The sequence below is a fragment of the Ruegeria sp. HKCCD6647-2 genome, from assembly GCF_057221075.1.
Map to the genome: position 1 here is coordinate 128,069 of NZ_JBWVBD010000007.1, position 21,576 is coordinate 149,644.

Below are 21,576 nucleotides of genomic sequence, written 5' to 3' on the forward strand. Positions count from 1 at the left end.
CCGGCACTGGCTGTCTTTTCCTAGATAGCCGGTGCCTCAACGCGTGCTCCACAGCGCAATTTTTATCCCGGTTCCGATTTGTGTTGCGTTCTGCTCAACCCCCAGCACCCATGTGATCCTTCCGGTTTTCGGGCGATACATGACAGACGGGCGCACGCTCCAGTACACCGGACGGCCGGGTGCATTGGACGTTTCTAACTGGAGCAGCGGATCAAACCGTCGACCTGAAGACAGTCCCGCTGTGAGGTCGAGCTTTTGGATCAATGCTTCGTGCGTGCGGTATTCCAATGCCGTGTCGATCGCAATCCAACCGCCACCCCAACCGGTTTGAATTCCTTTGCCATATGACAATGTTGCCTTGTACATGGCCCAGGCGCGATGGCCCCGATGATGCGCGCCCGCGCCGAATTCGGCTGCGAGGCGACCCTGTGTGCCGAAATCCGCAACGGGGAAGCGCGCAAAAACCAGTGCGTGACCGTAAAGGTCCTGATGCTCCTCAGCATCCAGCCCAAGGGTGAGTTGGGGTCGAAACCCCCATTCGGCATATAGCGCGGACTTGAATTCATATGTCCCGTCCGCTTCCTGAAATGCCGTGACCGAGGCGGCCGTGAACGCGGCGCCCTTTTCCCTCAACCAGGCACCCGGCCACGCGGGCCCGCACAGCAAGCTTATCAGCAAGGTCAAAACCAGGTGTCTCATGCGGGCAGCATCGGCAAGCATGGTTAACGGTTGGTTAGTTTTTCGTTCACTTCCCAGAAAGAATTTGTGCTGATGCGTCAAACTTTTGCAACGAAACGGGGTGGCGATTTCGAAAGCTGTGCTAGGCTCGGGTCAGCAATAAGGAGAAGCCAGATGCCTCATATTTCGAAGAACAACAGCAGCCAAACCGTCATAACGACCTTCGAGATGACTCCGGGGACATGTCAGGACCTGTTGGAAGCCCTGACAGATGCCTATGCGTCATTCATTTCCAAACAGCCTGGGTTCATAGCGGCGGGTTTGCATGTAAACGACGCGCAGACTCGAATCGCGAACTATTCCCAGTGGGAGAAACGCGAAGATTTTCTGGCCATGCTGAGAACACCCGAGATGCGCGAGCGGAACCGCAGGGTCAATGAACTGTGCAAGAGTTTTGAACCCGTAATGTACGATGTTGCAGAAACATTTGGAGAATCCTGACCTAGATCAATGCCGAAGGACCCGATGCGGTTCAGCTTAACGGCTCAGAGACGGAGGCACGAGCCATGTATCACAACATTCTAGTTCCAATCTCATTCGATGCCGAAAGGGACACCTCGGCGCCTTTGAAACTGGCGCAACTTCTGGCCACGCCGGATGCCAAGGTCACGTTGCTGCACGTGGTTGAGCATATCCCGGATTACGCAATTTCTTACATGCCAGCCGAATACCTGTCCGAAGCACGAAAAGCCATTCAAACCGAACTCGACAATCTGGCCTCTCAGATTCCGAATGCCGAGGGGATAGTGATTGAGGGGCACTCTGGCCGCACAATTCTCGACTGGACCGAGGTCAACAACCCGGACCTGATAATAATGGCGTCGCACCGACCGGGGATGCAGGATCTGCTGCTGGGTTCGACGGCAACTCATGTCGTGCGACACGCCAAATGCGCTGTTCATGTCGTGCGCTGATACGCGACGGATCAGAAATCGTGCTTCGATAATCGCCAGGCTTTGCCGAACCCTCCGTTGAGCAGCCCATCGCTGACCTCGAAACGGACAAAGCCGAAATCGGTGAAATCAACATACAGACGCGCCTTCGGTCGCAACGACAGATAGCGCGAGCGCAGGGTCACGTGATCCTGCGAACTGCGTTCGACCATTTGGGCAGTGCAATGCAGTGTCAAACGTGGATGGGTCAACGGGTCACCCTTGTCACCGGGTGCCCCAACCAGCAAGGAGCAGGTCGGATTTGCCAGAAGCGCCCGGGTATGCTCGGCCAATGTGGAAATCAAGGAAATCGGCTGGTTCAACTTATCCGTGGCCAGTGCAATCCGGGTCACCGAAGGTGTTGCGGATTCGGGTCTCAAAACCGCCAGAGCTGCGTACTCGGCCTTGCTAATCAACTCCCGAGCCAACTCGCGCGCCGTATCGTCAACAGGTTGAAATGGATCGGATCGTTTCACAGCGTGTCCTCGCCTTGCGCCACCACGATGCCTCAGCATTGCCATATAGTTGGTGTACGGCCAACCGTATGAAGACAAAGACGACGGAAGTTGACGACGTGATCCCCAACCCGCGATCCGCCCGGCGGCATCGGCGGGCAGATGCGTTGCGCAAAAAGGCGCTGTCACCCGTACGCATTCTGATCATGGTGCTCGCGCTGCCATTGACCACTGCAATAATCGCGACCGGGTTGTTTTTGCGCATCACCGATTATGATCGGGACGAGGCCGTGGTTCATCTGGTGGCGCTGGCGGGATGTGACGCGGCGCGGGCCATCGGTCTCGGCCCGTTTCGTCAGGGTGAAGCGGGTTACCATACGCGCAACGACCCTGACGGCGACGGAGTGGCCTGTGGAACATTCGTTCAAAAAGGCGCGCGTCAAACACCATCCGCTTCACCGCAGCCGACGAACCGGCGAACGGTCGGAAGCGCGAAATTCTTGCGACCCTGACAGTTGCATCGGAAACGAAATTGGAGACGTGCACGCGCATTGTGAACTGCTTCTCTGAAACCCGACGCCGCCTGTGATACGATCCGCGCGGCAGGCGCTCTGAGGTTGCCTGCCAAGGGCGATTGTGCCCAGCAAGGGAGAAGTACCATGTTTGCACGTATTACTCAGTTCAAAATGAAGCCGGGCATGCGGGATGCCGCCGAGGCGAAAATGAATGAGCTTAAAGATCAGATTATGGGCATGAATGGGATGCACAGCTTTACCAATGCCATGAACGAGGACGGTACCGGTTACGTTGTTGCGGTTGTCGAAAGCGAGGAGACATCGAACGCGAACGCGCCCAAAGTGGCCGAGTTGTGGGGAAATTTCGCAGAATTCCTTGAAGGCCCGCCGTCCCCTGCCGGGTTTGACGTCGTCGTCCACTGGGATAAAGCCCTTTAAACGCTTGCATATTTCCGGGTGATCGCCGAGATTCGGGCGATGACCCGCGATGAATTCAACACCTTCTGCGCCACCCTCAAAGCCACCAGCCATGTAGTGCAATGGGGCAATGCGGATGTGTGGAAAGTGGGCGGCAAGGTCTTTGCGATTTGCGGCTGGAACGAGGGGCGCGATGCCTTCACCTTCAAGGCCACCGATCTGGCGTTTGAGGTGCTGGGCGATGAGCCCGGCATCCGCCCAGCGCCTTATCTGGCATCGCGTGGCATGAAGTGGCTGCAAGTCTATGAGGCGCGCGGGATGAGTGATGCCTCTCTGCGTGAACATATCGTGACGTCTTATGATCTGGTCGTGGCCAAGCTGACCAGGAAGATGCGGGCCGAGCTGGGGGTTTAACCCTTCATCGCCTGCAGCAATTCCAGCAGACTTTTGCGGTCATCATCATCGGCGTAATCGCCGCTTGCCAGACGCTGGGCGATGTTCAGGCGCAGGCGTTCGTGCTGGGTGCGCACCTCTTCGCCTGCGGTTTCGGCGAGGGTTTTCATGATCACCGCCACCGCCTGCTGCCGCTTGGTGGTGGGGTTGGCGATGTAATCGACAAGGCTCTGCTGGCTGGAATCTAGGATGTTCTCGGCCAGATCGCGCAGCTGTTCTCCGTTGGGCAGCAAAGGGGCAGGGGCGTCCTCGGGGGGCAAAATTTCCGGCACGCTGCGCGGGGTCTCGGCCAGGGCGTTTGCGCCGTCGACAAAGGCTTCGGTGATCATCCGAGTGATCCTGATCGCGCGCGGGTCCTTGAACAAGGCCGAGGCGATGGCCACGCCGTAATCCGTATAGACCCACGGATTGACCCGCCGCCCGCCACGGCCCTTGGGTTTTGAAATCACATTCTGTGATTGCAAATCGGCAACCTCGGCATCGGTCAGCTGAAAGCGATAGCCCTCGAACAGGTCCTTGTTGCGCGAGACGGCCTGATTGAAGGCACTGACGGATTTTCCGTAGAACTGCGCCAGATCCTCGGCCAGCACCACGCGCGTGCCGCGCACCCGGTGTATGGCGCTTTGGACCTCATGCGTAGAGGGGAGGTTTTTGGGGTTCGTCATGGCAACCGTTTGGAATCACAATTTGTGATTTCAAACGTGGAGGAGGGAGCGCTGGGCTGCAAGTTTGAAGTGTAGGGTGCTGTGTGGGATGACGTTTATCCAATCATGCGATTGGGTGTCTGAGAATAAACACCCTGAAAACCAGCTCCGCGCTTGCTCTTGTAGTGGATTCTCGTCCAGGTCGATCTTGAAGTGATGAAAGCTTTCTGGTTCTTTCTCCCACGAGTTGAATTGCTTAGGGGCGAAAATGCGCGATATAGATAATTTCCTGGCTGCAATTGTAATTAGTTGTTTGCTGCCAGTTTTTCCTCTTGGCATGGAGTTGTTAATCGCAAAATCATTGTCTTGGAACTCACTCTTGATAGCTACACTGATGTATGTAGTTGCCACGAGTTACGCTCAAAGTAGTGCTTTGCTCTTGGTTCTCGGAGGTATTGTTTCACTTAGTTTAGCTATTATTTACGGAATCGAACTAGGTAGGCTGGCAAACGATACGTCTGCGAAGCAAATAGTTGCTTCATTAGGTAACGCTTGGTACGCTTGGCTTAGTTTAGTAGGTTACGCTGGTGTTCAGGTGTTCGGATGTTACAGGAAACATCTGACTCGATCAGAGCCACTGTTTAGTTTCGGGCAAGGAGGGTAGATCATATGAGCGTGGTTGCAAATCTAGTCCCGATTCTGGGAGCTATATCCGCGGGCAGCGCGGTAGTTGCGGTTCTGTTAAGCATACGTAGTTTGAAGAAAGAGCAAGCTGCGCGTGCTGAAGTTATCAATACACTGAAAAAACACAAAGATTTGTTCGAACTGTTTTCGGAGGCAGCAGCAGACGGTCGTTTCAGTTCTAAGGAGCGGAAAGCAGTAGCAGAAGCTTTGAGGCACTATATGGAAGCCGATTCTGTCTTCTCAAATGCCGATAGGGCTAAAGAATCTAAGCGTATGTTGAAGATGGCTGTCGATGCTCCAACCGAAAGGTTCTACAAAGCTCTTGCTAACGAAGTCGGTGTTTTAGGGGTGCAACTTAAAAGAGAGCGCGCGTAGCGCTCTACTTACGCCTTCTCTTCACATTCCCACCCCGCTGACCCGGCCTGCCCGCCGTTGACCGCCCACGTGATTTCACCGCATCCTCCGAGGCTTTCTCGACCGCCCATTGGCGCGCCATGGGGTCGTCGGCGACGGCCAGATCGACCGCTTCGAGGCGCTTGATCTCATCCCGGATATTGGCGGCCTCTTCGAATTCCAGGTTCTCGGCGGCCTTGCGCATCTTGTCGCGCAAGCCGTCCAGATGGGCCTCGAGATTCGCGCCGTGCATCGGTTTGTCGATGGTGGCGGTGACGCGGTTCATGTCCACATCGCCCTCGTAGAGACCGGCCAGAACGTCCTCGACATTCTTTTTCACCGTCTCGGGGGTGATGCCGTTTTCCTGATTATAGGCGAGTTGTTTGGCGCGGCGGCGGTTGGTTTCCTCCAGCGCGCGCTCCATCGAACCGGTGATCTTGTCGGCATACATGATCACCCGGCCATCGGCGTTGCGCGCGGCGCGGCCGATGGTCTGGATCAGGGATGTTTCGGACCGCAGGAAACCCTCTTTATCCGCGTCCAGAATGGCGACCAGCCCGCATTCGGGGATGTCGAGCCCTTCGCGCAGCAGGTTGATGCCGACCAGCACGTCGAACGCCCCCAGCCGCAGGTCGCGCAGGATTTCGATGCGTTCCAGCGTGTCGATATCCGAGTGCATGTAGCGCACTTTGATGCCCTGTTCGTGCAGGTATTCGGTCAGGTCCTCGGCCATGCGTTTGGTCAGCGTGGTGACTAGCGTTCGATAGCCGTCGGTGGCGACCTTGCGCACCTCGTCCAGCAGGTCGTCCACTTGCATGGATACCGGGCGGATTTCGACCTCGGGGTCCAACAGGCCAGTGGGGCGGATCACCTGTTCGGTGAAGATGCCGCCGGTCTGTTCGATCTCCCACTTTGCCGGGGTGGCCGAGACGAAGACGGATTGCGGGCGCATGGCGTCCCATTCCTCGAACTTGAGGGGGCGGTTGTCCATGCACGAGGGCAGGCGGAACCCGTGTTCGGCCAGCGTGAACTTGCGCCGATAGTCGCCCCGGTACATCCCGCCGATCTGCGGGACGCTGACATGGGATTCGTCGGCGAAGACGATGGCATTGTCGGGGATGAACTCGAACAGGGTCGGGGGCGGTTCCCCCGGCGCGCGCCCGGTCAGATAGCGCGAATAGTTCTCGATCCCGTTGCAGACGCCGGTGGCCTCGAGCATTTCCAGATCGAAGTTGGTGCGTTGTTCCAGCCGTTGGGCTTCCAACAGTTTACCTTCGCCCACCAACTGGTCGAGACGGATGCGGAGTTCCTTTTTGATGCCGATGATCGCCTGTTGCATCGTCGGCTTGGGCGTCACGTAGTGGGAATTCGCATAGACCCGCACATGCTCCATCGTCGCGGCGCGTTCGCCGGTAAGGGGGTCGAATTCTGTGATGGTTTCCAGTTCTTCACCGAAGAAGGACAGCTTCCAGGCACGATCCTCAAGGTGGGCAGGCCAGATTTCCAGGGAATCGCCGCGCACCCGGAACGAGCCACGCTGAAACGCCTGATCATTGCGGCGGTATTGCTGGGCGACCAGATCGGCCATCACCTGCCGCTGGTCGTACTCGTTGCCAACCTTCAGATCCTGCGTCATCGCCCCATAAGTTTCGACCGAACCGATACCATAGATGCAAGAGACCGACGCCACGATGATCACGTCATCGCGTTCGAGCAGCGCGCGGGTGGCCGAGTGGCGCATCCGGTCGATCTGTTCGTTGATCTGAGATTCTTTTTCTATGTAGGTGTCGCTGCGCGGCACATAAGCCTCGGGCTGGTAGTAGTCGTAGTATGAGACGAAATACTCGACCGAGTTTTCGGGGAAGAAGCCCTTGAACTCCCCATACAACTGCGCGGCCAGCGTCTTGTTGGGCGCAAGGATGATCGCCGGCCGCTGGGTTTCTTCAATGACCTTGGCCATGGTGAAGGTCTTACCTGTCCCAGTCGCCCCCAGCAGGACCTGATCGCGCTCGCCATCCAGAACCCCTCCGGTCAGTTCTTTGATCGCCGTGGGCTGATCACCAGCGGGGGCGAACTCGGTATGCATGACGAACTGTTTACCGCCCTCGAGTTTCAGGCGCGCGCGGACGTCTTCAGCGGTTAGCTGTGTCTTGTCGGAATGGGCGTATGGCATAAGCAGGCTCCGGGTCAGGCCCCTACATTTGTTCTTATTTTGTCCAACTGCAAGGGCTGATCCGGTATAGAATTCATAGTTTCAGTAATAGGCAAACTCGGCGTCAGGAATTCGATCCGAACGCACTTTTTCAGCCAGCGCTTTCAGATTGCGATCCAGCACTCGACCCATCATTGCCTTCAATAGCGTTTGCCCCATCAGCCAGTCCAATGGCCCATACTTCATCCGGTAATCCATGCACCAGATCACGCGCGACCGATTGTCTGCGAGTCGCTCAATGGCAATTGCTGCATGTGCTTCGGTCAACGGCATCGCAGACATCTCGGACAAGCGGACACGATAGCCTCGGTTGACCTGCCAGTCGGTGACTTCTTCAACCAGAGAGGTTCCGTTTTCAAAGTGGCAGCGCCGCTTTGATCCGACGCCGGTTTTGCCATGCGTCATCGCATCCACGGAAACGACCTGAGGTGCGAATTCGTCGATATGCATGAACCTGTTCAGGATGGCCCATAGAGCCTCGGGCTGGGCATTGATTTCCAGGCTTCTTTCGTAGTGGATCATCATAATGTCCTCATATTGGGGTCCCTCAATCAATAACCGGTCCTGATGACAGTTTCTGACATCAGTAGATATCAGCGCGACAGCAATAAAAGCCGGCTTGCTGTGACAATTGCCACCTTGTCCCCGCTCCCGCTCTGACGCATAAACAATCCCAGCCAAGTGAGTACGGAGAGGCGACATGCGCGCACGGATTTACAAGCCTGCAAGAAATGCGATGACCTCGGGGATGGCCAAGACCCGCAAATGGGTTCTTGAATACGCCCCCGCGTCGGCGCGTGAAGTCGATCCGCTGATGGGCTGGACGTCCTCCAAAGACACGCAAACTCAGGTTCGTCTGAAATTCGATACCAAGGAAGAAGCGTTGGATTATGCCAAGGACAACGGCATCGACGCACAGGTAAGCGAGCCGCACAAGCGTAAGCCAAATCTGCGCGCTCGTGGCTATGGTGAGAATTTCGCAACCGACCGCCGTGGTCCGTGGACTCACTAATTGATTGAAATCCGACAGGCAGACCCAACTTCGGACGCGCTGCGCCCGTTGGTTGAAGCGCATTTTGCCCATAGCGAGACGGCAGGCCCTGCGGAAAGCAATCACACCATGAATGCCGAAGCATTGGCCGGGCCGGATATCCGGTTCTGGGCGATGTATGAGGCAGGCAAGCCCGTGGGATGTGGCGCGCTTAAGGAGCTGCCGGACGGCACGGCCGAAGTGAAATCGGTGCATATCATGTCCGAGGTCCGCGGCCGCGGGCTGGCGCGCGCCATGATGACCCATCTGGCGGAACTCGCGTGCAGTGAAGGCGTTTCGGCGCTGGTTCTGGAAACCGGGGCATCACATCTTTCTGAATATGACGCGGCGCGCAAACTCTATGAAGCATTGGGGTATGCCTATTGCGGACCGATTTTCGGATACGAAGACGATCCCAACAGCGCCTTCATGCGCTTGGCCCTTGAACCCGCTGGCTAAAAACCGCAAGAAGGGCGCAGCGGTCCCGTAGCTCAACTGGATAGAGCAGCTGACTTCTAATCAGCAGGTTGAGGGTTCGAGTCCTTCCGGGATCGCCAGCCAAGAAAATTCCCAATTGCGCTATTTTGCGCCAAAGTCCCGTAAGTGGACCACAGGAGCCGGCAACTCGCCTATTCTTGCCTGCGGAACAGACTCATTGATTTTGTTGGAAATGGACTTCGTAGTCTGGACTGCCGCCACCCAAGGTGCGTATGAGGTTGTCAGTTTGGTCGGTGACGTTCTGTCACTGGATTTCCAGTAACCTCCAGTGCGTTCAGCAAGAAAGTGATGCCATTAGTAGCTTCTCGCAAAAGGTAGATTCTGCATCCGATGTTGCAAACCTTCTAACGAATGCGCTTGCCACACTCATGGAACGTGGACGAATCTGGAAAGACCTCGAGGCAGCCGCGTCGACGTGATGACCGGCAGATGTCCCTATGAGCGACATATCTGCCATGCGTGATGCAGTGCGGCCACAGGTCAAGCTTCATATGGTGCCAACGCTGGCCACGGTACAGGCCCCGGAACAGTGTCTGAGCGAATACACGCCGTGCGCGCGGCGGGATTTCGCGACGTAAACGGGCTCTCACTTTGCGACATGACAGAGATGCTCTATGTCGACCTGAGCATTCTGGTGGGGGCCACAATGAAACTCAGTGCTATAGAAGTTTTTTGCATCATACTGGCTAGCGCAGTTGCAGCAGCCGGGTTTGTGGGTGCCGCAAGCGTTCTGTTTTCCGCTATTTGAGGTTGCCGGGCAGGTACTGTTTCAGATCAGGCAAAGCTGACAGTTAGATTGGTGATATCCTGCGGAAATCCGACAGGGAGAATCGCAATGACTGACCAGACACCTTCGCGCCGTCTGACGGCGGCTGATTTCGACCAAGAATTGCTCGACCTCTACGACTATTATGCGCACGGAAAGATCTCGAAGCGCGAGTTTCTGGATCAAGCCGGCAAATGGGCTGTCGGCGGACTGACGGCCGCGGCAATACTCAGCACGCTTTCGCCGAACTATGCGCTGGCTCAGCAAGTTGCTGAGGATGATCCGGACATTATTGGCGAGGATATCACCTACCAGAGCCCGAACGGCACTGGTGAGATTACCGCGTATTTTGTCCGCCCGGCTGAGACCGATCCTGACCGCCCGCCGGCATCCGTTCTGGTCGTTCACGAGAATAGGGGCCTGAACCCATACATCCGTGATGTCGTACGCCGGATCGCCAAGGCCGGTTTTGTTGCCATGGGCCCTGATGGCCTTTCGTCGCTTGGGGGGTATCCCGGAAATGACGACGAAGGTCGTGAGATGCAAAGAACTCTGGATCGAGATGCGCTTCTCAATGATTTCTTTGCGGGATTCGAGTATTTGCAGTCGCTCGATGGAACAAACGGCAAAGTCGGCGCGACCGGTTTCTGCTACGGCGGTGGTGTGGTGAACAAACTTGCCGTCGCCTATCCCGAGATGGCTGCTGGTGTTCCATTCTATGGCGCTGCACCCGATAGCGCACAGGTTCCTCAGATTGAAGCGCCGTTGATGATCCAGCTTGCTGCATTAGACCAGCGCATCAACGCCATGTGGCCGGCCTACCAAAAAGCACTGGTGGAGAGCGACAAACGCTACCAGGCATATATTTACCCCGGTGTGAATCACGGTTTTCATAACGACACCACGCCTCGCTACGATGAGGCCGCAGCCAAACTTGCAGAGCAACGCATGATTGCGTGGTTTCGAACCTATCTTGCCGGTTGAGCAAAGGACGCCCGGCGCGAGCCTATTGGGCGGATGTGCAAAACTGGTTTGTGTGACTAACATCACTGACCGCCGCGCCGGTTCCGGTGATACTAAGGGCATAGATGAGTAGGCGCTCGTGTTGAGTTTAGAGCGCGGTTTTTTTCATGATCCTCCCTTGGACTGGGCGCGCTGTTGGCGGCGCGCCCTATTTTTGATTTTCGTAGGGACTTGCAAGCAGCAGGCACAGCCGGGACGTTCACAGCGGCAGCCGGTCTTGCTGCAGGTTCAGTAGTAATAGTGCCGATAATAAATCGCATCAGGCAGGTAGTCGTCGTAATAGCCAGCTTCGCGAAGCTCTCTTTCCGCCTTCAAATCATCCTCACGCTTTTTCTTGCGTTCTTCCGTCGCCCTTTGACGACGGGCCTTTCTTTCCTCGGCCGAGGCAAAAAGCCCGGTAAACAGTCCTTTTTCGAAGGCCGTTTTTGCGTGTTCCACCTTTTCATCCTCCGTTGCGCCATTGGCAATTGCTGAGGCTGAAAGTGGAGGGTTCGGATGATTTCTGCATTGCCGCCAGGTTAAGGCGTTTTAACAACCGCCTCGAAGCATTGCGTTGCCTTCAAGTCAATTCAAAACACTTCAGGCCGGCAAAGCTTTGGCGACAGATCAGAGAGGATGGTGGGTGATGAGAGACTCGAACTCCCGACATCTTCGGTGTAAACGAAGCGCTCTACCAACTGAGCTAATCACCCGTGAAGGGGGATTTAGCCAAGCCGGCGGGCAGGTGCAAGAGGGTTGGCGGAAATTCTTTGCCTCAATCGCGTATTGCGCCGGATCAGGGTGCCATGTCTTTCAGCGCGGCCAGAAGTTGGGCGACCTCGTGTTCGGTGTTGTAGTGGCATAGCGATATGCGGATGCAATCGCTAAGTCCCAACGGGGCCAACACGTTGCCGCTGTAGTGGTCAGCCTTGCGGGTGTGGGTACGGATGCCCAACGCGTTCAGGCGCGTCACGACCTGTGCAGAAGGGATATCGCGCACGGTAATGGACACCAGCCCTTCGCGGGCGGCATTGTCGGCCCCGGCCAGGATCGAGATATGCTCCATTTCACGCAGCCCGGGCAGATTGCCGGTACCGTTGATCATCGCATGGGTCAGGTGGGTTTCGTATGCGTGAATCGCCTTGCCTGCGGCGCGAATCCTGTCGCTACGCTCAGCTGCGGCGCTTACCTGCCCACCCAACCATTCGAAATACGCCACGACGTCGGACATCGTGGCATAAGCCCCCGTATCCCGCGTGCCGAACTCCCATCCTTCGGCCGGTGCGTTGATCAGCTGGTCGTGGGGCAGGGAGGTCAGCCGGTCGGATATCCAGGCGATGCCGTATCCATGACGGGAAAAGACCTTGTACGGTGAGATCGCATAACCATCGACCCCGTAGCTGTCGATGTCCATCTGGCCGTGGGCGGCGTGCTGAATACCGTCAACGATGATGAAACATTCAGGTGACACGGCGCGGATGGTGTTGGCAATGGCAGCGACGTCCATACCCATGCCGGTGACCGGGGATGCATGCAAGATCGTGGCCACTTTCACGTCGGGGGTCATGAGTGCCGCGTAATCTTCGGCGGTTACCATTCCGGTCGCGTCATCGTGGGGGACATTTACATAGTCCAGTCCCGCAATCCCTGCCCAACGACGCGCGGCGCTGCGGCTGGCAGGGTGTTCGATGGAACTGCCGATCAGCTTGCTGCCCGCAGGCGCGTTCACACAGGCGGTGCGGATCATACGGAACAAGAGCTCGGTGCCGCTTTCACCCACGAAGAACTGACCTGAAGACGCATTCATGAAGACCGACAGGTCAGCCTTGGCCGTGTTGATGATATCGACCAGTGCATGGCTGGCCACGTTGTCTCGGCCCTGATTGTCCGGGACAGCGGCGAATTTCGCCGACGTTTCGACCACCGAATTCAGCGTCAGCGCACCACCGGCGTTTTCAAAGAAAATACGCGGGCCCTGAAACGGGCAGGTATCGACATGGGCGAAACGGCCGCGAATTTCATCGATAAGTCCTGGGGTCTGATGCAACATGAGCTGGGTCCTATAGTCTGCTGCCGTACCTTCAGCGCGATTACAGCGCAGGATCAATCCCGTTTGCGACAGATTCTATAAGCTTTGGCAACGGGCTGCATCGGCAAAGGGCCTTGCCTGCCCCGTGCTGCCTCCGATATGCCCATGGGGACTGCAACCCTCTGAACCGGAGGCACAAGATGATCGCCGCCTGCCGCTGCCTGATTGCCGCTTTGGCCTTCTGTTCTGTGCTGGCGGTTCCGGTCCGGGCCAGCGCCGAGGGCGTTTTGGTGTTCGCCGCAGCAAGTCTGAAGACAGCGTTGGACGCGTTGGCAAGTACGTTCGAGCAGGAGACCGGATCCGAAGTCACGGTGTCTTATGCCGCGTCGTCTGTTCTGGCCCGACAGATCCAGTTGGGAGCACCGGCTGATTTGTTCATTTCCGCCAACAAAGACTGGATGGATGTGTTGCAACAGGAGCAGTTGATCGATCCCGCTTCGCGGGTTGACCTGCTGAGCAATGGGCTGGTTCTAATTGGTGCGCAAGGGGCCGATGCGGTTGAAATCGGCCCCGGTTTCGATCTGCAGGCCAAGCTGGATGACGGCTTTCTGGCAATGGCGTTGGTCGATGCAGTACCCGCCGGTATTTATGGCAAGGCCGCCCTGGAGACATTGGGACTGTGGGACGGTGTCCGGACGCAGATCGCGCAGGCCGACAATGTGCGCGCGGCTCTGGCGCTGGTGGCAACGGGTGCGGCTCCTCTGGGCATTGTCTATCAATCGGATGCACGGGCGGAAAACAGGGTACAGGTTGTAAGCCCGATCCCGTCCGACCTGCATCCGCCGATCATCTACCCGGCGGCCTTGACCAAAACAGCCGCGCCAGGGGCTGGTAGGTTTCTGGACTATTTACAGTCGGACCAGGCCAGGTCCGAGTTTCTGAGGCAGGGGTTTTCCCTGCCGGACGGTTAACTTCATGGATTGGTTGGGACCCGCAGAAGCCGAAGCGCTGCGATTGTCACTGCGTGTGTCTTTCTGGGCCACTCTGGCCACACTGCCGTTCGGAATTTTCGTAGCGTATGCGCTCGCCAGATGGCGGTTTCCGGGCCGACAGATTCTGAATGGTCTAGTTCACCTGCCACTGATCCTTCCGCCAGTCGTTACGGGTTACCTGCTGCTACTGACCTTTGGGGTGCAGGGACCGTTGGGAAAGCTGCTGGCCGAGTTTGGCATCGTCGTCGCCTTCCGCTGGACCGGAGCCGCATTGGCAGCCGGAATCATGGCGTTTCCCCTGATGGTTCGCGCCATACGACTGTCGATCGAGGCGGTGGACCCCCGACTTGAAGAAGCCGGAGCCACGCTCGGGGCGTCGCGGATTCTGGTCTTCGCCACGGTAACCTTGCCGATGATCCTGCCAGGTGTGATTGCGGGTGCAATTCTGGCCTTTGCCAAAGCCATGGGAGAGTTCGGGGCGACCATTACCTTCGTGTCCAACATCCCCGGCCAGACACAGACGCTGCCGTCGGCCGTCTACGCCTTCTTGCAGGTGCCGGGGGGCGAGGCGTCGGCGACTCGGCTGGTTATCATTTCGATCATCATTGCCATGGGGGCCTTGTTGCTATCGGAATTTATCGGTCGCCGCGTTGCTCAAAGGGTGGCCGGGTCATGAGCCTGTCCGTCCGCCTGCACCATCATCTGTCGGGGATTGCGCTGGATCTCGACTTTGACGCTCCATCTGGCGTCACGGTTCTGTTCGGGCGCTCGGGTTCCGGCAAGACCACGGTCGTAAACGCGGTCGCGGGTCTGTTACGACCTACGGCGGGTCGTATTGCTGTCCATGACTGGGTGCTGTTCGATACGGAGAAGGACATTTGGCTGCCGCCGCATCGGCGGCGTCTGGGGTATATCTTTCAGGAAGGTAGGTTGTTCCCCCACCTGACCGTACGCCAGAACCTTGCCTATGGCCGCTGGTTTGCGCCCCGAGGAGCGCTGCGGGAAAACCCTGACAGGGTCATAGAAATGCTCGGCATCGGCCACCTGCTGAACCGCCGTCCGGCGATGTTGTCGGGGGGTGAAAAACAGCGCGTCGCCATCGGGCGCGCATTACTGGCCAGTCCACGTCTGATCCTCGCGGACGAACCGCTGGCGGCGCTGGACGATGAACGCAAAGCTGAGATCCTGCCCTATTTTGAGCGGCTGCGGGACGAGGTTTCAGTTCCGATCCTCTATGTCACCCATTCAGCGGCCGAGGTCGCCCGTCTGGCAACTTCCGTCGTGGCACTGCAGGACGGCAAGGTTGTGCGCCATGGACCGGCCTCGGACGTGTTGGCAGATCCATCCGTTGCACCCGCTGGCGTGCGCGCTGTTGGTGCATTGCTGCAGGTCAGAGTTGCGGCGCATCACTCGGATGGGTTGTCCGAGCTCAAGGCGGGCGACGCGCGGCTTTTCCTGCCGCGTATTCCCCATCAGGTCGGCGAGGCGTTGCGCATTCGCATACCGGCGCAGGAGGTGATCCTGTCCAGCAAACCACCAGAGGGCCTGTCCGCACTAAACGTGCTGGAAGGCCGTGTCGAGGCAATCCGGGCCGGCGAGGGACCCGGGGCTATTGTCTCGGTAAGAACTTCGGCGGGTGTCGTTCTGGCACGTGTCACGCGGCGCTCGGTCACTGCGTTGCGCCTGGAGCCGGGCACCTCTTGCCATGCCGTGATAAAAACGGTGGCGCTGGCGCCGCAGGACGTGGGGGGACGCGTTGCCAGAGAAGAAGGGCAAGGTTAGGCGAGCGCGCGGACCTCATGCTCGCGCAGAATTCGCCGGGCGGCGCGACCAAAGCTTGTACCACTGGCCGCGGTTTGGTCAGGGAAAATCGCTGCCAATTCCTGCAATGCTTCCGAGGATAGGGTGTGTAACGCCTCTTCGCCCAGAAACAGGCTTTCAGCCAATGCACCTTCGGCGACCAGGATTTCATGCCGGTCGAGCAGGATGTGAAGGTATTCGACAGGCTGATCCGAGGTATCGACCGCAATCCCTGGCCAGCAGCACAAGTGCTTGGCGGCGATCAGAACCTCACGCGCGCCGAACAGCAGCTCGACCGTCGAGCCGCTCACCAGAATTCGGTGCTGCTGCGAAACCAGCAGGTCACGTGCCGGAGTGTTTCGCCCAAGACTGCCGGCGGTGATCCGAACTGGTCGCATATCCGGATTGTTCCGCAATCGACCGGGTGTAAGCTTGCTGCTTTCGATCCATCGGATTGGTTGCAACCCGTGATCGATAGTCGTCACCATGTCACCAACCTTGAGGGTTTCAATGGCGCGCGCGCCATCCGCAGCTTCGATCAAAGTACCGGCAGTAAAACATACGCCTTCGATTGTGATCGTGACCTGCTGAGTCTGCGTGTAGGGCTGTGGGCCAAAGATAAAGGTCTGAACGTCTCCGATAACCTGAACGGTAAAGGTGTCCGTGACGATTTGATTGTCAAGCAAGCTATCGAAGAAAGCGGGGTCAACTGTATAGGTCCAGTCGCCTGTCACAGGATCGATGCTGGCCGTGCCATGGGCAGGTGGGGACTGAATCGCCCAGGTCTCCGAGAGGAGCGGAAAATTGCTGCTTACATCCAGATCGCCGGTTGCCTGGTTGGGTGGTTCGCCGGTCACATAACCAGTGGTATCGCCTGAGATCGTGATCGAGACCATGTTACGCCCCTTCCTGCTTCAGCGTCTCGGCGAATTCCTTTTTCTTGTAAAGACGCATATGGACCTCCCCCGCGTCATCCCGGACCCACTCGACGATCCGATTGCGGGTCAGATCGCTGTCCATCCGGTTGGTCCGCACGCGGGGATGCGGTATGTCGCGCTTGAGTATATCCACCATCTGATTGATCTGTCCAAACGGTGCAACAATGTCGATGATCCAGAACGAGGAACCACAGGTGAAATCCTTGTCTTTTAGTGGTTTTTCCTGAATCGCGTATCTGTATTCCGCCTCGGGGTTTAGACCTGCAAAAGTGACGAAACCGCGAGGAAAGCCGTTCTGGCGGAAGATATGGTACTGACCAAGCCTCAGCGGTGTTTCAAACGCATAAAGCACCTGTGCCAGACTGCGCCGTTGGTGGGTTTTTGTCAGCGCCGCAAGATAGAACAGCGCGCCAAAGTCTGCGTATTTTTCCGGCGACAGATCGAACCAGTCTTTGGGAAACGACGATTGCACACGACACCTTGGAAATTTCGACTATGGAAATAGTAACCCACATCATATTCAATCATAGTGTTTTCGCCTAATTTGGCAGACCCTGAGTGAGGGTGTTGCCCGACCGACAAAATACAATTGCCTTGCCTGTTGCGGGTTCAGGCCGTTGTCTGGTTTCAAAGGTTGTTTTGCTTAAGTGAGATCGGAGTGCAGATATGCGTGTTTTGAAGACTTTTTTTCTAACCGCTGTATTATTTCTACCGGGTCTGGCACAGGCCGTCGGATTTGGTGTTGGTATCCGGATGGGGTATCGCACAGAGGTCACTCCGCTTGACAACGGTGTCTTTCAGGTCAGGGCCATCAGCTCCACTGCTCCGGTCGCTTATTGGTGCGGGATCGGAGACTACGCGATCCGGACCCTGCGCACCAAAGCGACGCAGCGCATCTATGTTTCGCGCGCCTACGAGCGCGGCACCAGAACGGTTCAATTCACACTGACACCGCCACCCGGCGTCGACACGAATCCCGGATATTCGGTCACCGTCAAGCGAGTGGGTGAGAACATGTCAGCCGGTTCCGCCCAAGGCTATTGCTTTGACAACTTTATGGATCTCGGCTTCTAGGCTTCAGACCCATTTGGCGAGCGGAGGCAGGCTCATCAGGACGGCATCGGGGTCGTGCCCGGTTTCCAGCCCGAACTTTGTGCCCCGGTCATAAACCAGATTGTATTCGGCGTAGAGGCCGCGATGTACCAATTGAGTGTCTTTGTCGTCGTCTGAAAAGCTCTGCACCCGACGCTTTTCGACCAGTGGAAGAAAGGCAGGCAGAAACGCCCTGCCAATATCCTGCGTCAGGGCAAAATCCGACTGCCAATCGCCGGTGCAATAATCATCCATGAAAATTCCGCCCACGCCGCGTGCGCGTTTCCGATGGGGGATATAGAAATATTCGTCCGCCCAGTCTTTCAGGCGCGGGTAATGGCCGGGGCCATGGTGGTCCAGATGCGCCTTTTGCGTCGCATGGAAATGCGCTGTGTCGTCATCGTACTCGATGCAGGGGTTCAGGTCGGATCCGCCGCCGAACCACCAGGCATGGGGCGTCCAGAACATGCGGGTGTTCATGTGAACGGCGGGCACATGCGGGTTCTGCATATGCGCCACCAGGCTGATGCCCGAGGCCCAGAATCTCGGGTCATCCTTCATGCCCGGAATGCCTTTGCGAGCAGCCATGGCTTGTTGCGCTCGCTCTCCCAAGGTGCCGTAGACGGTTGAGACATTCACCCCGACCTTTTCGAACACCCGCCCGCCACGCATGACCGACATCAGGCCGCCGCCCGCGTCCGAGCCATCCTCGGAGTGGCGGGTGGTTTTCTTGACCTCGAACCGGCCTGGCTCCGAATCCGCGAACGGGCCGCTGTCGTGGCTGTCTTCCAGAGCTTCGAATGCCGCGACAATGTCGTCGCGCAATTCGCGGAACCAGTCAGACGCAGTAGATTTTTCTTTTTCAAACATGGGGTTCAGTGCGCTGGGGCGGCAACCGGGTCCAGCAGGGTGCGGCCGCCGTCGATGGTCAGGATTTGCCCGGTCATGAAGCCGGCCGCGTCCGAGGCCAGAAATTGCGCGGTTTCAACCAGTTCACCGGGGGCCGCAATGCGGGCCAGAGGTGTGTGTTTTTCGATGTCGTTGCGGAAGTCGCGATTGTCCTTCAGCGTGGATTGCAGCGATGCGCTCATCACTGAACCCAGCGCGATCGAATTCACGCGGATGCGGTTCGGAGCCAGCGCCACGGCGAGCGACCGGGTCATCTGGTCCAGAGCGGCGGTTGACACAGAATAGGCCATCAGATCGGGATGCGTGCGCCGTGCCGCAATGGATGACAGGTTGATGATCGAACCTGCGGGGTTTTCGTCGTCGTCGCCCGCCTGTTTGATCATCCGTTTGGCGATCAGCTGGCTGAGGCGCAACGCAGGCATGAGGTTCTGGTTCAGAAGCGTGCGAACCGAATCGTCCTCCATATCCAGCGGGTCCGACGGGATCACCTGTCGCGCGCCGTTAACCAGAATGTCGACCTGATCAAAGGCATCCAAAGTGGCGGACAGCAAGTTCGCAATCGTCAGTCTTTCACGCAGGTCGCCGGTGAAATAGCGGATATTGCTGTCATCCGCCTGATCGCCCAGTTCTTCAGCCAGTCGCTTTTCATCCATGTCGGCGAATATGACATTGGCGCCGGCGTCCGCGAAATGGCGCCCGATGGCCAGCCCGATCCCACTGGCGCCCCCGGTCACGATCGCAGTCTTGCCGGCTATTGAAAAGGACATGAGTTCCCTCCTGAGTTGCGGGGCACGTTAACCGGCTTTACCGGCGAGGGCGAGAGGCATGAAACACCTTGAACCGATTGTCGCCGGCGATCTCGTCGACGCGCTGGAATGCGTCGGTCAGTGCGCCTTCATAGGGCAGGTGGCGATTGGCAACCATCCACAGATTACCCCCGCGACCAAGATTGCGCGCAGCAGACGAGATGAACCCCTGACCCAAAGCTGGATCAGCAGCGCGGGACGTGTGGAATGGCGGGTTCATGACAACTGAATCCAGAGGTTCCGAAGCAACCCATGAGACGGCGTCGGCCCAATAAAACTGCGCGCGTTTGTCGGTGATATTGTCCCGCGCGCAAGCCAGAGCTGCATGATCGGCCTCGACCAGATGCAAATTGCGGATACTGTCGTCCCCCAGCAGGTGCGCAGACAGAAAGCCCCAGCCCGCCCCCAGATCAGCGACCCGCGCGCCCAGTTTTTGCGGCAGTGCCTTCACCAGCAAAGCCGACGCAGGATCAACCCCGTCAGCAGAAAAAACACCCGGCGCGGTTCGAAACCCATCCACCCGCTGCACCTTTGGCGCGGCCCAATCGGCGAAAGCCTGTTTGTCTGACTGGAACCAGAAGATTTTGCCATGGGCCTTCGCAATTGGCCCTTCGATGGAAACCCGCTTGCGGATGTCTTTCAACAGACTGTCGATGCCTTCGGTCTTGGCACCATCAACAACAACGATTCCGCTGGCTCGGGCACAGGTCTGGCTAATCAGCGCACGGGCCAGTGCCTTGGCGCGCGGCAGGAATACGACGGCATCCGTGCATGGAGTTTCAGACTCGGGATTCGTATCGAAACCCATTGCCGCAAAATGATCGTGAAAAGGCCGGAACGGCTGTACGACTTCAGCCTCTTTCGGCAATGCGGACAAATCGTGTTCGGGCGTGGCCCCGATTACGGACAGCGGCCGTGACAGGCTCAGGCCGTTTTCCAGTGCAAGGCTTAGGCGTGGAGACATTGCTAATTCCGGCAGGCGGAGCGAAACAGGCGCCGAATGGCCGCCTTACTCTTCGCGTTCCATTGTGCATTGCAGCGGGTGCTGGTGGCGCCGCGCGAAATCCATCACCTGACCCACTTTGGTTTCCGCGATCTCGTGGCTGAAGACCCCGACCACCGCAACGCCTTTCTTGTGAACCGTCAGCATGATCTCGAATGCCTGCGCGTGTGTCATGCCAAAGAACCGTTCCAGCACGTGAACGACGAACTCCATCGGTGTGTAATCGTCATTCAGCAACAGCACTTTATACAGCGGCGGGCGTTTGGTCTTTGGACGCGTCTGTACCAGGATCGACGTGTCGCCATCCTCGTCCGATTTGTCAGACATCATCCACGGGGTTTCGAGCATTTCTTCAAAGAATCCGTTTCATGCTTCGGTTTGTGTCAGGGCTTATATAACGTCAGGGCAGTCAGAGAAAAGAGAAACCGGACGGAATCAGAATGAGTAACAGGCTGACTATAATCGGTTTCGATGCCGATGACACGCTGTGGCATAATGAACGGTTTTTTCAGCTCACGCAGGTCTATTTTGCCGAGTTGTTGGCCGATCATGCAGAGCGAGATCATCTGATGGAGCGATTGCTGGCGGCTGAGAAGCGCAACATTCGGCACTATGGGTACGGTATCAAGGGTTTCACCCTGTCGATGATCGAAACCGCGATCGAGGTGACCGAAGACCGCGTGCCCGCTTCGGTTATCCGCCGATTGATTGAGGCCGGGCAAGAGATGCTGGCCTATCCGATCGAGTTATTGCCGTTCGCCCGTGAAGCAATCGAAGCAGTGATTGAAACGCATAAAGTTGTTTTGATTACCAAAGGGGATTTGATCGATCAGGAACGAAAGCTGGCACAGTCCGGTTTGGGAGAATTGTTTGATGCGGTCGAAATCGTGTCCGAAAAGACGCCTGATACTTATCGGTCCATTTTTTCGCAGCATGGCGGCGGTCCGGACTCGGCCATGATGGTAGGCAACTCAATGCGGTCCGACGTGGTGGCGCCAATTCAGGCGGGAAGCTGGGGCGTTTATGTGCCTCATGGGTTGGTGTGGGAAGTGGAGCAGGCTGACATGCCGACCGGGAATCCGCGATTTCGCGAATTGGCGGATCTGGGCGAACTGCCTGATCTGGTTCGCGCGCTCGGCTGATGTTGCTATTCCGCCTCAGTTTCTGAAAAAACCCGCGTTGTTCAGTTGCGACGGTGTTTGTGGTCGCCGGTGTAGTGGTTCAGGCGTCAATTCCCACAATATGTAGCGGCGCTCGACTGGTCAAAA

28 protein-coding genes and 2 tRNA genes are annotated in these 21,576 nt (G+C 57.4%); 16 read left to right on the forward strand and 14 right to left on the reverse strand.

Translation table 11 applies throughout. The features are described 5' to 3' along the window. Positions 1-36: 36 nt before the first annotated feature. Positions 37-699: a hypothetical protein gene (locus AC2TDJ_RS18375; RefSeq protein ID WP_480844133.1), complete on the reverse strand. Its 663-nt coding sequence runs from the start codon at positions 697-699 to the stop codon at positions 37-39. A gap of 153 nt (positions 700-852) precedes the next feature. On the opposite strand from AC2TDJ_RS18375, the gene AC2TDJ_RS18380 reads away from it, so the two are divergent. Both AC2TDJ_RS18380 and AC2TDJ_RS18385 read left to right on the forward strand, forming a co-directional pair. After that, positions 853-1,179, forward strand: coding sequence for an antibiotic biosynthesis monooxygenase family protein (locus AC2TDJ_RS18380; protein WP_480844134.1), 327 nt, complete (start codon positions 853-855; stop codon positions 1,177-1,179). A 65-nt stretch (positions 1,180-1,244) separates the two neighbouring features. After that, a complete protein-coding gene (locus tag AC2TDJ_RS18385; protein ID WP_480844135.1) occupies positions 1,245-1,652 on the forward strand; it encodes a universal stress protein in 408 nt (135 codons plus the stop codon). 11 nt (positions 1,653-1,663) lie between these two features. Here the strand turns inward: AC2TDJ_RS18385 and AC2TDJ_RS18390 are convergent, their stop codons facing one another. Beyond that, complete coding sequence (locus AC2TDJ_RS18390; RefSeq protein WP_480844136.1) at positions 1,664-2,146, reverse strand: HugZ family pyridoxamine 5'-phosphate oxidase; 483 nt, start codon at positions 2,144-2,146, stop codon at positions 1,664-1,666. A gap of 68 nt (positions 2,147-2,214) precedes the next feature. Between AC2TDJ_RS18390 and AC2TDJ_RS18395 the strand changes: the two genes are divergently transcribed. The 3 genes from AC2TDJ_RS18395 (at position 2,215) to AC2TDJ_RS18405 (ending at position 3,471) form a co-directional block, all read left to right on the forward strand. After that, positions 2,215-2,637, forward strand: coding sequence for an excalibur calcium-binding domain-containing protein (locus AC2TDJ_RS18395; RefSeq protein WP_480844137.1), 423 nt, complete (start codon positions 2,215-2,217; stop codon positions 2,635-2,637). Between the two features lie 147 nt (positions 2,638-2,784). Continuing rightward, positions 2,785-3,078: a hypothetical protein gene (locus AC2TDJ_RS18400; RefSeq protein WP_170445934.1), complete on the forward strand. Its 294-nt coding sequence runs from the start codon at positions 2,785-2,787 to the stop codon at positions 3,076-3,078. Between the two features lie 39 nt (positions 3,079-3,117). Further along, positions 3,118-3,471 (forward strand): MmcQ/YjbR family DNA-binding protein, encoded by a 354-nt coding sequence (locus AC2TDJ_RS18405; RefSeq protein ID WP_480844138.1) that lies wholly within the window; start codon positions 3,118-3,120, stop codon positions 3,469-3,471. Here the strand turns inward: AC2TDJ_RS18405 and AC2TDJ_RS18410 are convergent. Further along, positions 3,468-4,175, reverse strand: a complete 708-nt coding sequence (locus tag AC2TDJ_RS18410) for an ORF6N domain-containing protein (protein WP_480844139.1) — start codon at positions 4,173-4,175, stop codon at positions 3,468-3,470. The genes AC2TDJ_RS18405 and AC2TDJ_RS18410 overlap by 4 nt on opposite strands. 648 nt (positions 4,176-4,823) lie before the next feature. On the opposite strand from AC2TDJ_RS18410, the gene AC2TDJ_RS18415 reads away from it, so the two are divergent. After that, positions 4,824-5,213 (forward strand): hypothetical protein, encoded by a 390-nt coding sequence (locus AC2TDJ_RS18415; protein WP_480844140.1) that lies wholly within the window; start codon positions 4,824-4,826, stop codon positions 5,211-5,213. Positions 5,214-5,217: 4 nt separating this feature from the next. On the opposite strand, the gene uvrB is transcribed toward AC2TDJ_RS18415, so the two are convergent. Both uvrB and AC2TDJ_RS18425 read right to left on the reverse strand, forming a co-directional pair. Further along, the gene (uvrB, locus tag AC2TDJ_RS18420; RefSeq protein WP_480844141.1) at positions 5,218-7,404 is read right to left on the reverse strand and encodes an excinuclease ABC subunit UvrB; all 2,187 of its coding nucleotides are present in this window, start codon (positions 7,402-7,404) and stop codon (positions 5,218-5,220) included. A gap of 81 nt (positions 7,405-7,485) precedes the next feature. Further along, positions 7,486-7,965 (reverse strand): SRPBCC family protein, encoded by a 480-nt coding sequence (locus tag AC2TDJ_RS18425; protein WP_480844142.1) that lies wholly within the window; start codon positions 7,963-7,965, stop codon positions 7,486-7,488. A 178-nt stretch (positions 7,966-8,143) separates the two neighbouring features. On the opposite strand from AC2TDJ_RS18425, the gene AC2TDJ_RS18430 reads away from it, so the two are divergent. The 5 genes from AC2TDJ_RS18430 (at position 8,144) to yghX (ending at position 10,721) form a co-directional block, all read left to right on the forward strand. Further along, positions 8,144-8,455, forward strand: coding sequence for an ETC complex I subunit (locus AC2TDJ_RS18430; RefSeq protein ID WP_480844143.1), 312 nt, complete (start codon positions 8,144-8,146; stop codon positions 8,453-8,455). Continuing rightward, positions 8,456-8,932, forward strand: coding sequence for a GNAT family N-acetyltransferase (locus AC2TDJ_RS18435; RefSeq protein ID WP_480844144.1), 477 nt, complete (start codon positions 8,456-8,458; stop codon positions 8,930-8,932). It abuts the gene before it with no gap. 21 nt (positions 8,933-8,953) lie between these two features. Further along, positions 8,954-9,030 (forward strand) — tRNA-Arg (locus tag AC2TDJ_RS18440). Positions 9,031-9,500: 470 nt separating this feature from the next. Next, positions 9,501-9,719 carry a hypothetical protein gene (locus tag AC2TDJ_RS18445; protein WP_480844145.1) on the forward strand — a complete coding sequence of 73 codons (219 nt, stop codon included), beginning with the start codon at positions 9,501-9,503 and terminating at the stop codon, positions 9,717-9,719. An 87-nt stretch (positions 9,720-9,806) separates the two neighbouring features. Then, a complete protein-coding gene (gene yghX / locus AC2TDJ_RS18450) occupies positions 9,807-10,721 on the forward strand; it encodes a YghX family hydrolase (RefSeq protein ID WP_480844146.1) in 915 nt (304 codons plus the stop codon). Between the two features lie 267 nt (positions 10,722-10,988). On the opposite strand, the gene AC2TDJ_RS18455 is transcribed toward yghX, so the two are convergent. From AC2TDJ_RS18455 to AC2TDJ_RS18465, 3 genes are all read right to left on the reverse strand, one after another. Further along, positions 10,989-11,198 (reverse strand): hypothetical protein, encoded by a 210-nt coding sequence (locus AC2TDJ_RS18455; RefSeq protein ID WP_480844147.1) that lies wholly within the window; start codon positions 11,196-11,198, stop codon positions 10,989-10,991. A 178-nt stretch (positions 11,199-11,376) separates the two neighbouring features. Continuing rightward, positions 11,377-11,452, reverse strand: a tRNA-Val gene (locus AC2TDJ_RS18460). Between the two features lie 83 nt (positions 11,453-11,535). Next, positions 11,536-12,789, reverse strand: coding sequence for an aminotransferase class V-fold PLP-dependent enzyme (locus AC2TDJ_RS18465; protein WP_480844148.1), 1,254 nt, complete (start codon positions 12,787-12,789; stop codon positions 11,536-11,538). Positions 12,790-12,968: 179 nt separating this feature from the next. On the opposite strand from AC2TDJ_RS18465, the gene modA reads away from it, so the two are divergent. From modA to modC, 3 genes are read left to right on the forward strand one after another with little or no spacing between them, the layout of a single operon-like run. Next, entirely contained in the window at positions 12,969-13,739 is a 771-nt protein-coding gene (gene modA, locus AC2TDJ_RS18470; protein WP_480844149.1) for a molybdate ABC transporter substrate-binding protein, read from the forward strand. 4 nt (positions 13,740-13,743) lie between these two features. Continuing rightward, the gene (gene modB, locus AC2TDJ_RS18475; protein ID WP_480844150.1) at positions 13,744-14,436 is read left to right on the forward strand and encodes a molybdate ABC transporter permease subunit; all 693 of its coding nucleotides are present in this window, start codon (positions 13,744-13,746) and stop codon (positions 14,434-14,436) included. Continuing rightward, positions 14,433-15,542: a molybdenum ABC transporter ATP-binding protein gene (gene modC / locus AC2TDJ_RS18480; RefSeq protein ID WP_480844151.1), complete on the forward strand. Its 1,110-nt coding sequence runs from the start codon at positions 14,433-14,435 to the stop codon at positions 15,540-15,542. The genes modB and modC overlap by 4 nt, the downstream gene beginning before the upstream one ends. Here the strand turns inward: modC and AC2TDJ_RS18485 are convergent. Then, positions 15,539-16,456, reverse strand: a complete 918-nt coding sequence (locus AC2TDJ_RS18485) for a Hint domain-containing protein (protein WP_480844152.1) — start codon at positions 16,454-16,456, stop codon at positions 15,539-15,541. The two genes, modC and AC2TDJ_RS18485, sit on opposite strands and share 4 nt — an antisense overlap. A gap of 1 nt (position 16,457) precedes the next feature. Continuing rightward, positions 16,458-16,970, reverse strand: a complete 513-nt coding sequence (locus tag AC2TDJ_RS18490) for a toxin-activating lysine-acyltransferase (protein WP_480844153.1) — start codon at positions 16,968-16,970, stop codon at positions 16,458-16,460. 194 nt (positions 16,971-17,164) lie between these two features. Here AC2TDJ_RS18490 and AC2TDJ_RS18495 point away from each other — a divergent pair, with 194 nt between their 5' ends. Further along, positions 17,165-17,572 (forward strand): hypothetical protein, encoded by a 408-nt coding sequence (locus AC2TDJ_RS18495; RefSeq protein WP_480844154.1) that lies wholly within the window; start codon positions 17,165-17,167, stop codon positions 17,570-17,572. A gap of 3 nt (positions 17,573-17,575) precedes the next feature. Here the strand turns inward: AC2TDJ_RS18495 and hemF are convergent, their stop codons facing one another. From hemF to clpS, 4 genes are read right to left on the reverse strand one after another with little or no spacing between them, the layout of a single operon-like run. Then, positions 17,576-18,460, reverse strand: coding sequence for an oxygen-dependent coproporphyrinogen oxidase (hemF, locus tag AC2TDJ_RS18500; protein ID WP_480844155.1), 885 nt, complete (start codon positions 18,458-18,460; stop codon positions 17,576-17,578). 5 nt (positions 18,461-18,465) lie between these two features. Further along, complete coding sequence (locus tag AC2TDJ_RS18505; protein ID WP_480844156.1) at positions 18,466-19,266, reverse strand: SDR family NAD(P)-dependent oxidoreductase; 801 nt, start codon at positions 19,264-19,266, stop codon at positions 18,466-18,468. Positions 19,267-19,303: 37 nt separating this feature from the next. Next, on the reverse strand, positions 19,304-20,269 hold the full coding sequence (locus AC2TDJ_RS18510; protein WP_480844157.1) for a class I SAM-dependent methyltransferase: 966 nt from the start codon (positions 20,267-20,269) through the stop codon (positions 19,304-19,306). 45 nt (positions 20,270-20,314) lie between these two features. Then, positions 20,315-20,656, reverse strand: coding sequence for an ATP-dependent Clp protease adapter ClpS (gene clpS, locus AC2TDJ_RS18515; RefSeq protein WP_480844158.1), 342 nt, complete (start codon positions 20,654-20,656; stop codon positions 20,315-20,317). A 92-nt stretch (positions 20,657-20,748) separates the two neighbouring features. On the opposite strand from clpS, the gene AC2TDJ_RS18520 reads away from it, so the two are divergent. Next, on the forward strand, positions 20,749-21,450 hold the full coding sequence (locus AC2TDJ_RS18520; RefSeq protein ID WP_480844159.1) for an HAD family hydrolase: 702 nt from the start codon (positions 20,749-20,751) through the stop codon (positions 21,448-21,450). Positions 21,451-21,576 lie beyond the last annotated feature (126 nt).

Excerpts from the sequence above, each read along its gene's own strand:
- AC2TDJ_RS18375 (WP_480844133.1), bottom strand. The coding sequence starts at position 699 with ATGAGACACCTGGTTTTGACCTTGCTGATAAGCTTGCTGTGCGGGCCC.
- AC2TDJ_RS18380 (WP_480844134.1), top strand. The coding sequence starts at position 853 with ATGCCTCATATTTCGAAGAACAACAGCAGCCAAACCGTCATAACGACC.
- AC2TDJ_RS18385 (WP_480844135.1), top strand. The coding sequence starts at position 1,245 with ATGTATCACAACATTCTAGTTCCAATCTCATTCGATGCCGAAAGGGAC.
- AC2TDJ_RS18395 (WP_480844137.1), top strand. The coding sequence starts at position 2,215 with ATGAAGACAAAGACGACGGAAGTTGACGACGTGATCCCCAACCCGCGA.
- AC2TDJ_RS18400 (WP_170445934.1), top strand. The coding sequence starts at position 2,785 with ATGTTTGCACGTATTACTCAGTTCAAAATGAAGCCGGGCATGCGGGAT.
- AC2TDJ_RS18405 (WP_480844138.1), top strand. The coding sequence starts at position 3,118 with ATGACCCGCGATGAATTCAACACCTTCTGCGCCACCCTCAAAGCCACC.
- AC2TDJ_RS18410 (WP_480844139.1), bottom strand. The coding sequence starts at position 4,175 with ATGACGAACCCCAAAAACCTCCCCTCTACGCATGAGGTCCAAAGCGCC.
- AC2TDJ_RS18415 (WP_480844140.1), top strand. The coding sequence starts at position 4,824 with ATGAGCGTGGTTGCAAATCTAGTCCCGATTCTGGGAGCTATATCCGCG.
- uvrB (WP_480844141.1), bottom strand. The coding sequence starts at position 7,404 with ATGCCATACGCCCATTCCGACAAGACACAGCTAACCGCTGAAGACGTC.
- AC2TDJ_RS18425 (WP_480844142.1), bottom strand. The coding sequence starts at position 7,965 with ATGATCCACTACGAAAGAAGCCTGGAAATCAATGCCCAGCCCGAGGCT.
- AC2TDJ_RS18430 (WP_480844143.1), top strand. The coding sequence starts at position 8,144 with ATGCGCGCACGGATTTACAAGCCTGCAAGAAATGCGATGACCTCGGGG.
- yghX (WP_480844146.1), top strand. The coding sequence starts at position 9,807 with ATGACTGACCAGACACCTTCGCGCCGTCTGACGGCGGCTGATTTCGAC.
- AC2TDJ_RS18465 (WP_480844148.1), bottom strand. The coding sequence starts at position 12,789 with ATGTTGCATCAGACCCCAGGACTTATCGATGAAATTCGCGGCCGTTTC.
- modA (WP_480844149.1), top strand. The coding sequence starts at position 12,969 with ATGATCGCCGCCTGCCGCTGCCTGATTGCCGCTTTGGCCTTCTGTTCT.
- modB (WP_480844150.1), top strand. The coding sequence starts at position 13,744 with ATGGATTGGTTGGGACCCGCAGAAGCCGAAGCGCTGCGATTGTCACTG.
- modC (WP_480844151.1), top strand. The coding sequence starts at position 14,433 with ATGAGCCTGTCCGTCCGCCTGCACCATCATCTGTCGGGGATTGCGCTG.
- AC2TDJ_RS18485 (WP_480844152.1), bottom strand. The coding sequence starts at position 16,456 with ATGGTCTCGATCACGATCTCAGGCGATACCACTGGTTATGTGACCGGC.
- AC2TDJ_RS18495 (WP_480844154.1), top strand. The coding sequence starts at position 17,165 with ATGCGTGTTTTGAAGACTTTTTTTCTAACCGCTGTATTATTTCTACCG.
- hemF (WP_480844155.1), bottom strand. The coding sequence starts at position 18,460 with ATGTTTGAAAAAGAAAAATCTACTGCGTCTGACTGGTTCCGCGAATTG.
- AC2TDJ_RS18505 (WP_480844156.1), bottom strand. The coding sequence starts at position 19,266 with ATGTCCTTTTCAATAGCCGGCAAGACTGCGATCGTGACCGGGGGCGCC.
- AC2TDJ_RS18510 (WP_480844157.1), bottom strand. The coding sequence starts at position 20,269 with ATGTCTCCACGCCTAAGCCTTGCACTGGAAAACGGCCTGAGCCTGTCA.
- clpS (WP_480844158.1), bottom strand. The coding sequence starts at position 20,656 with ATGCTCGAAACCCCGTGGATGATGTCTGACAAATCGGACGAGGATGGC.
- AC2TDJ_RS18520 (WP_480844159.1), top strand. The coding sequence starts at position 20,749 with ATGAGTAACAGGCTGACTATAATCGGTTTCGATGCCGATGACACGCTG.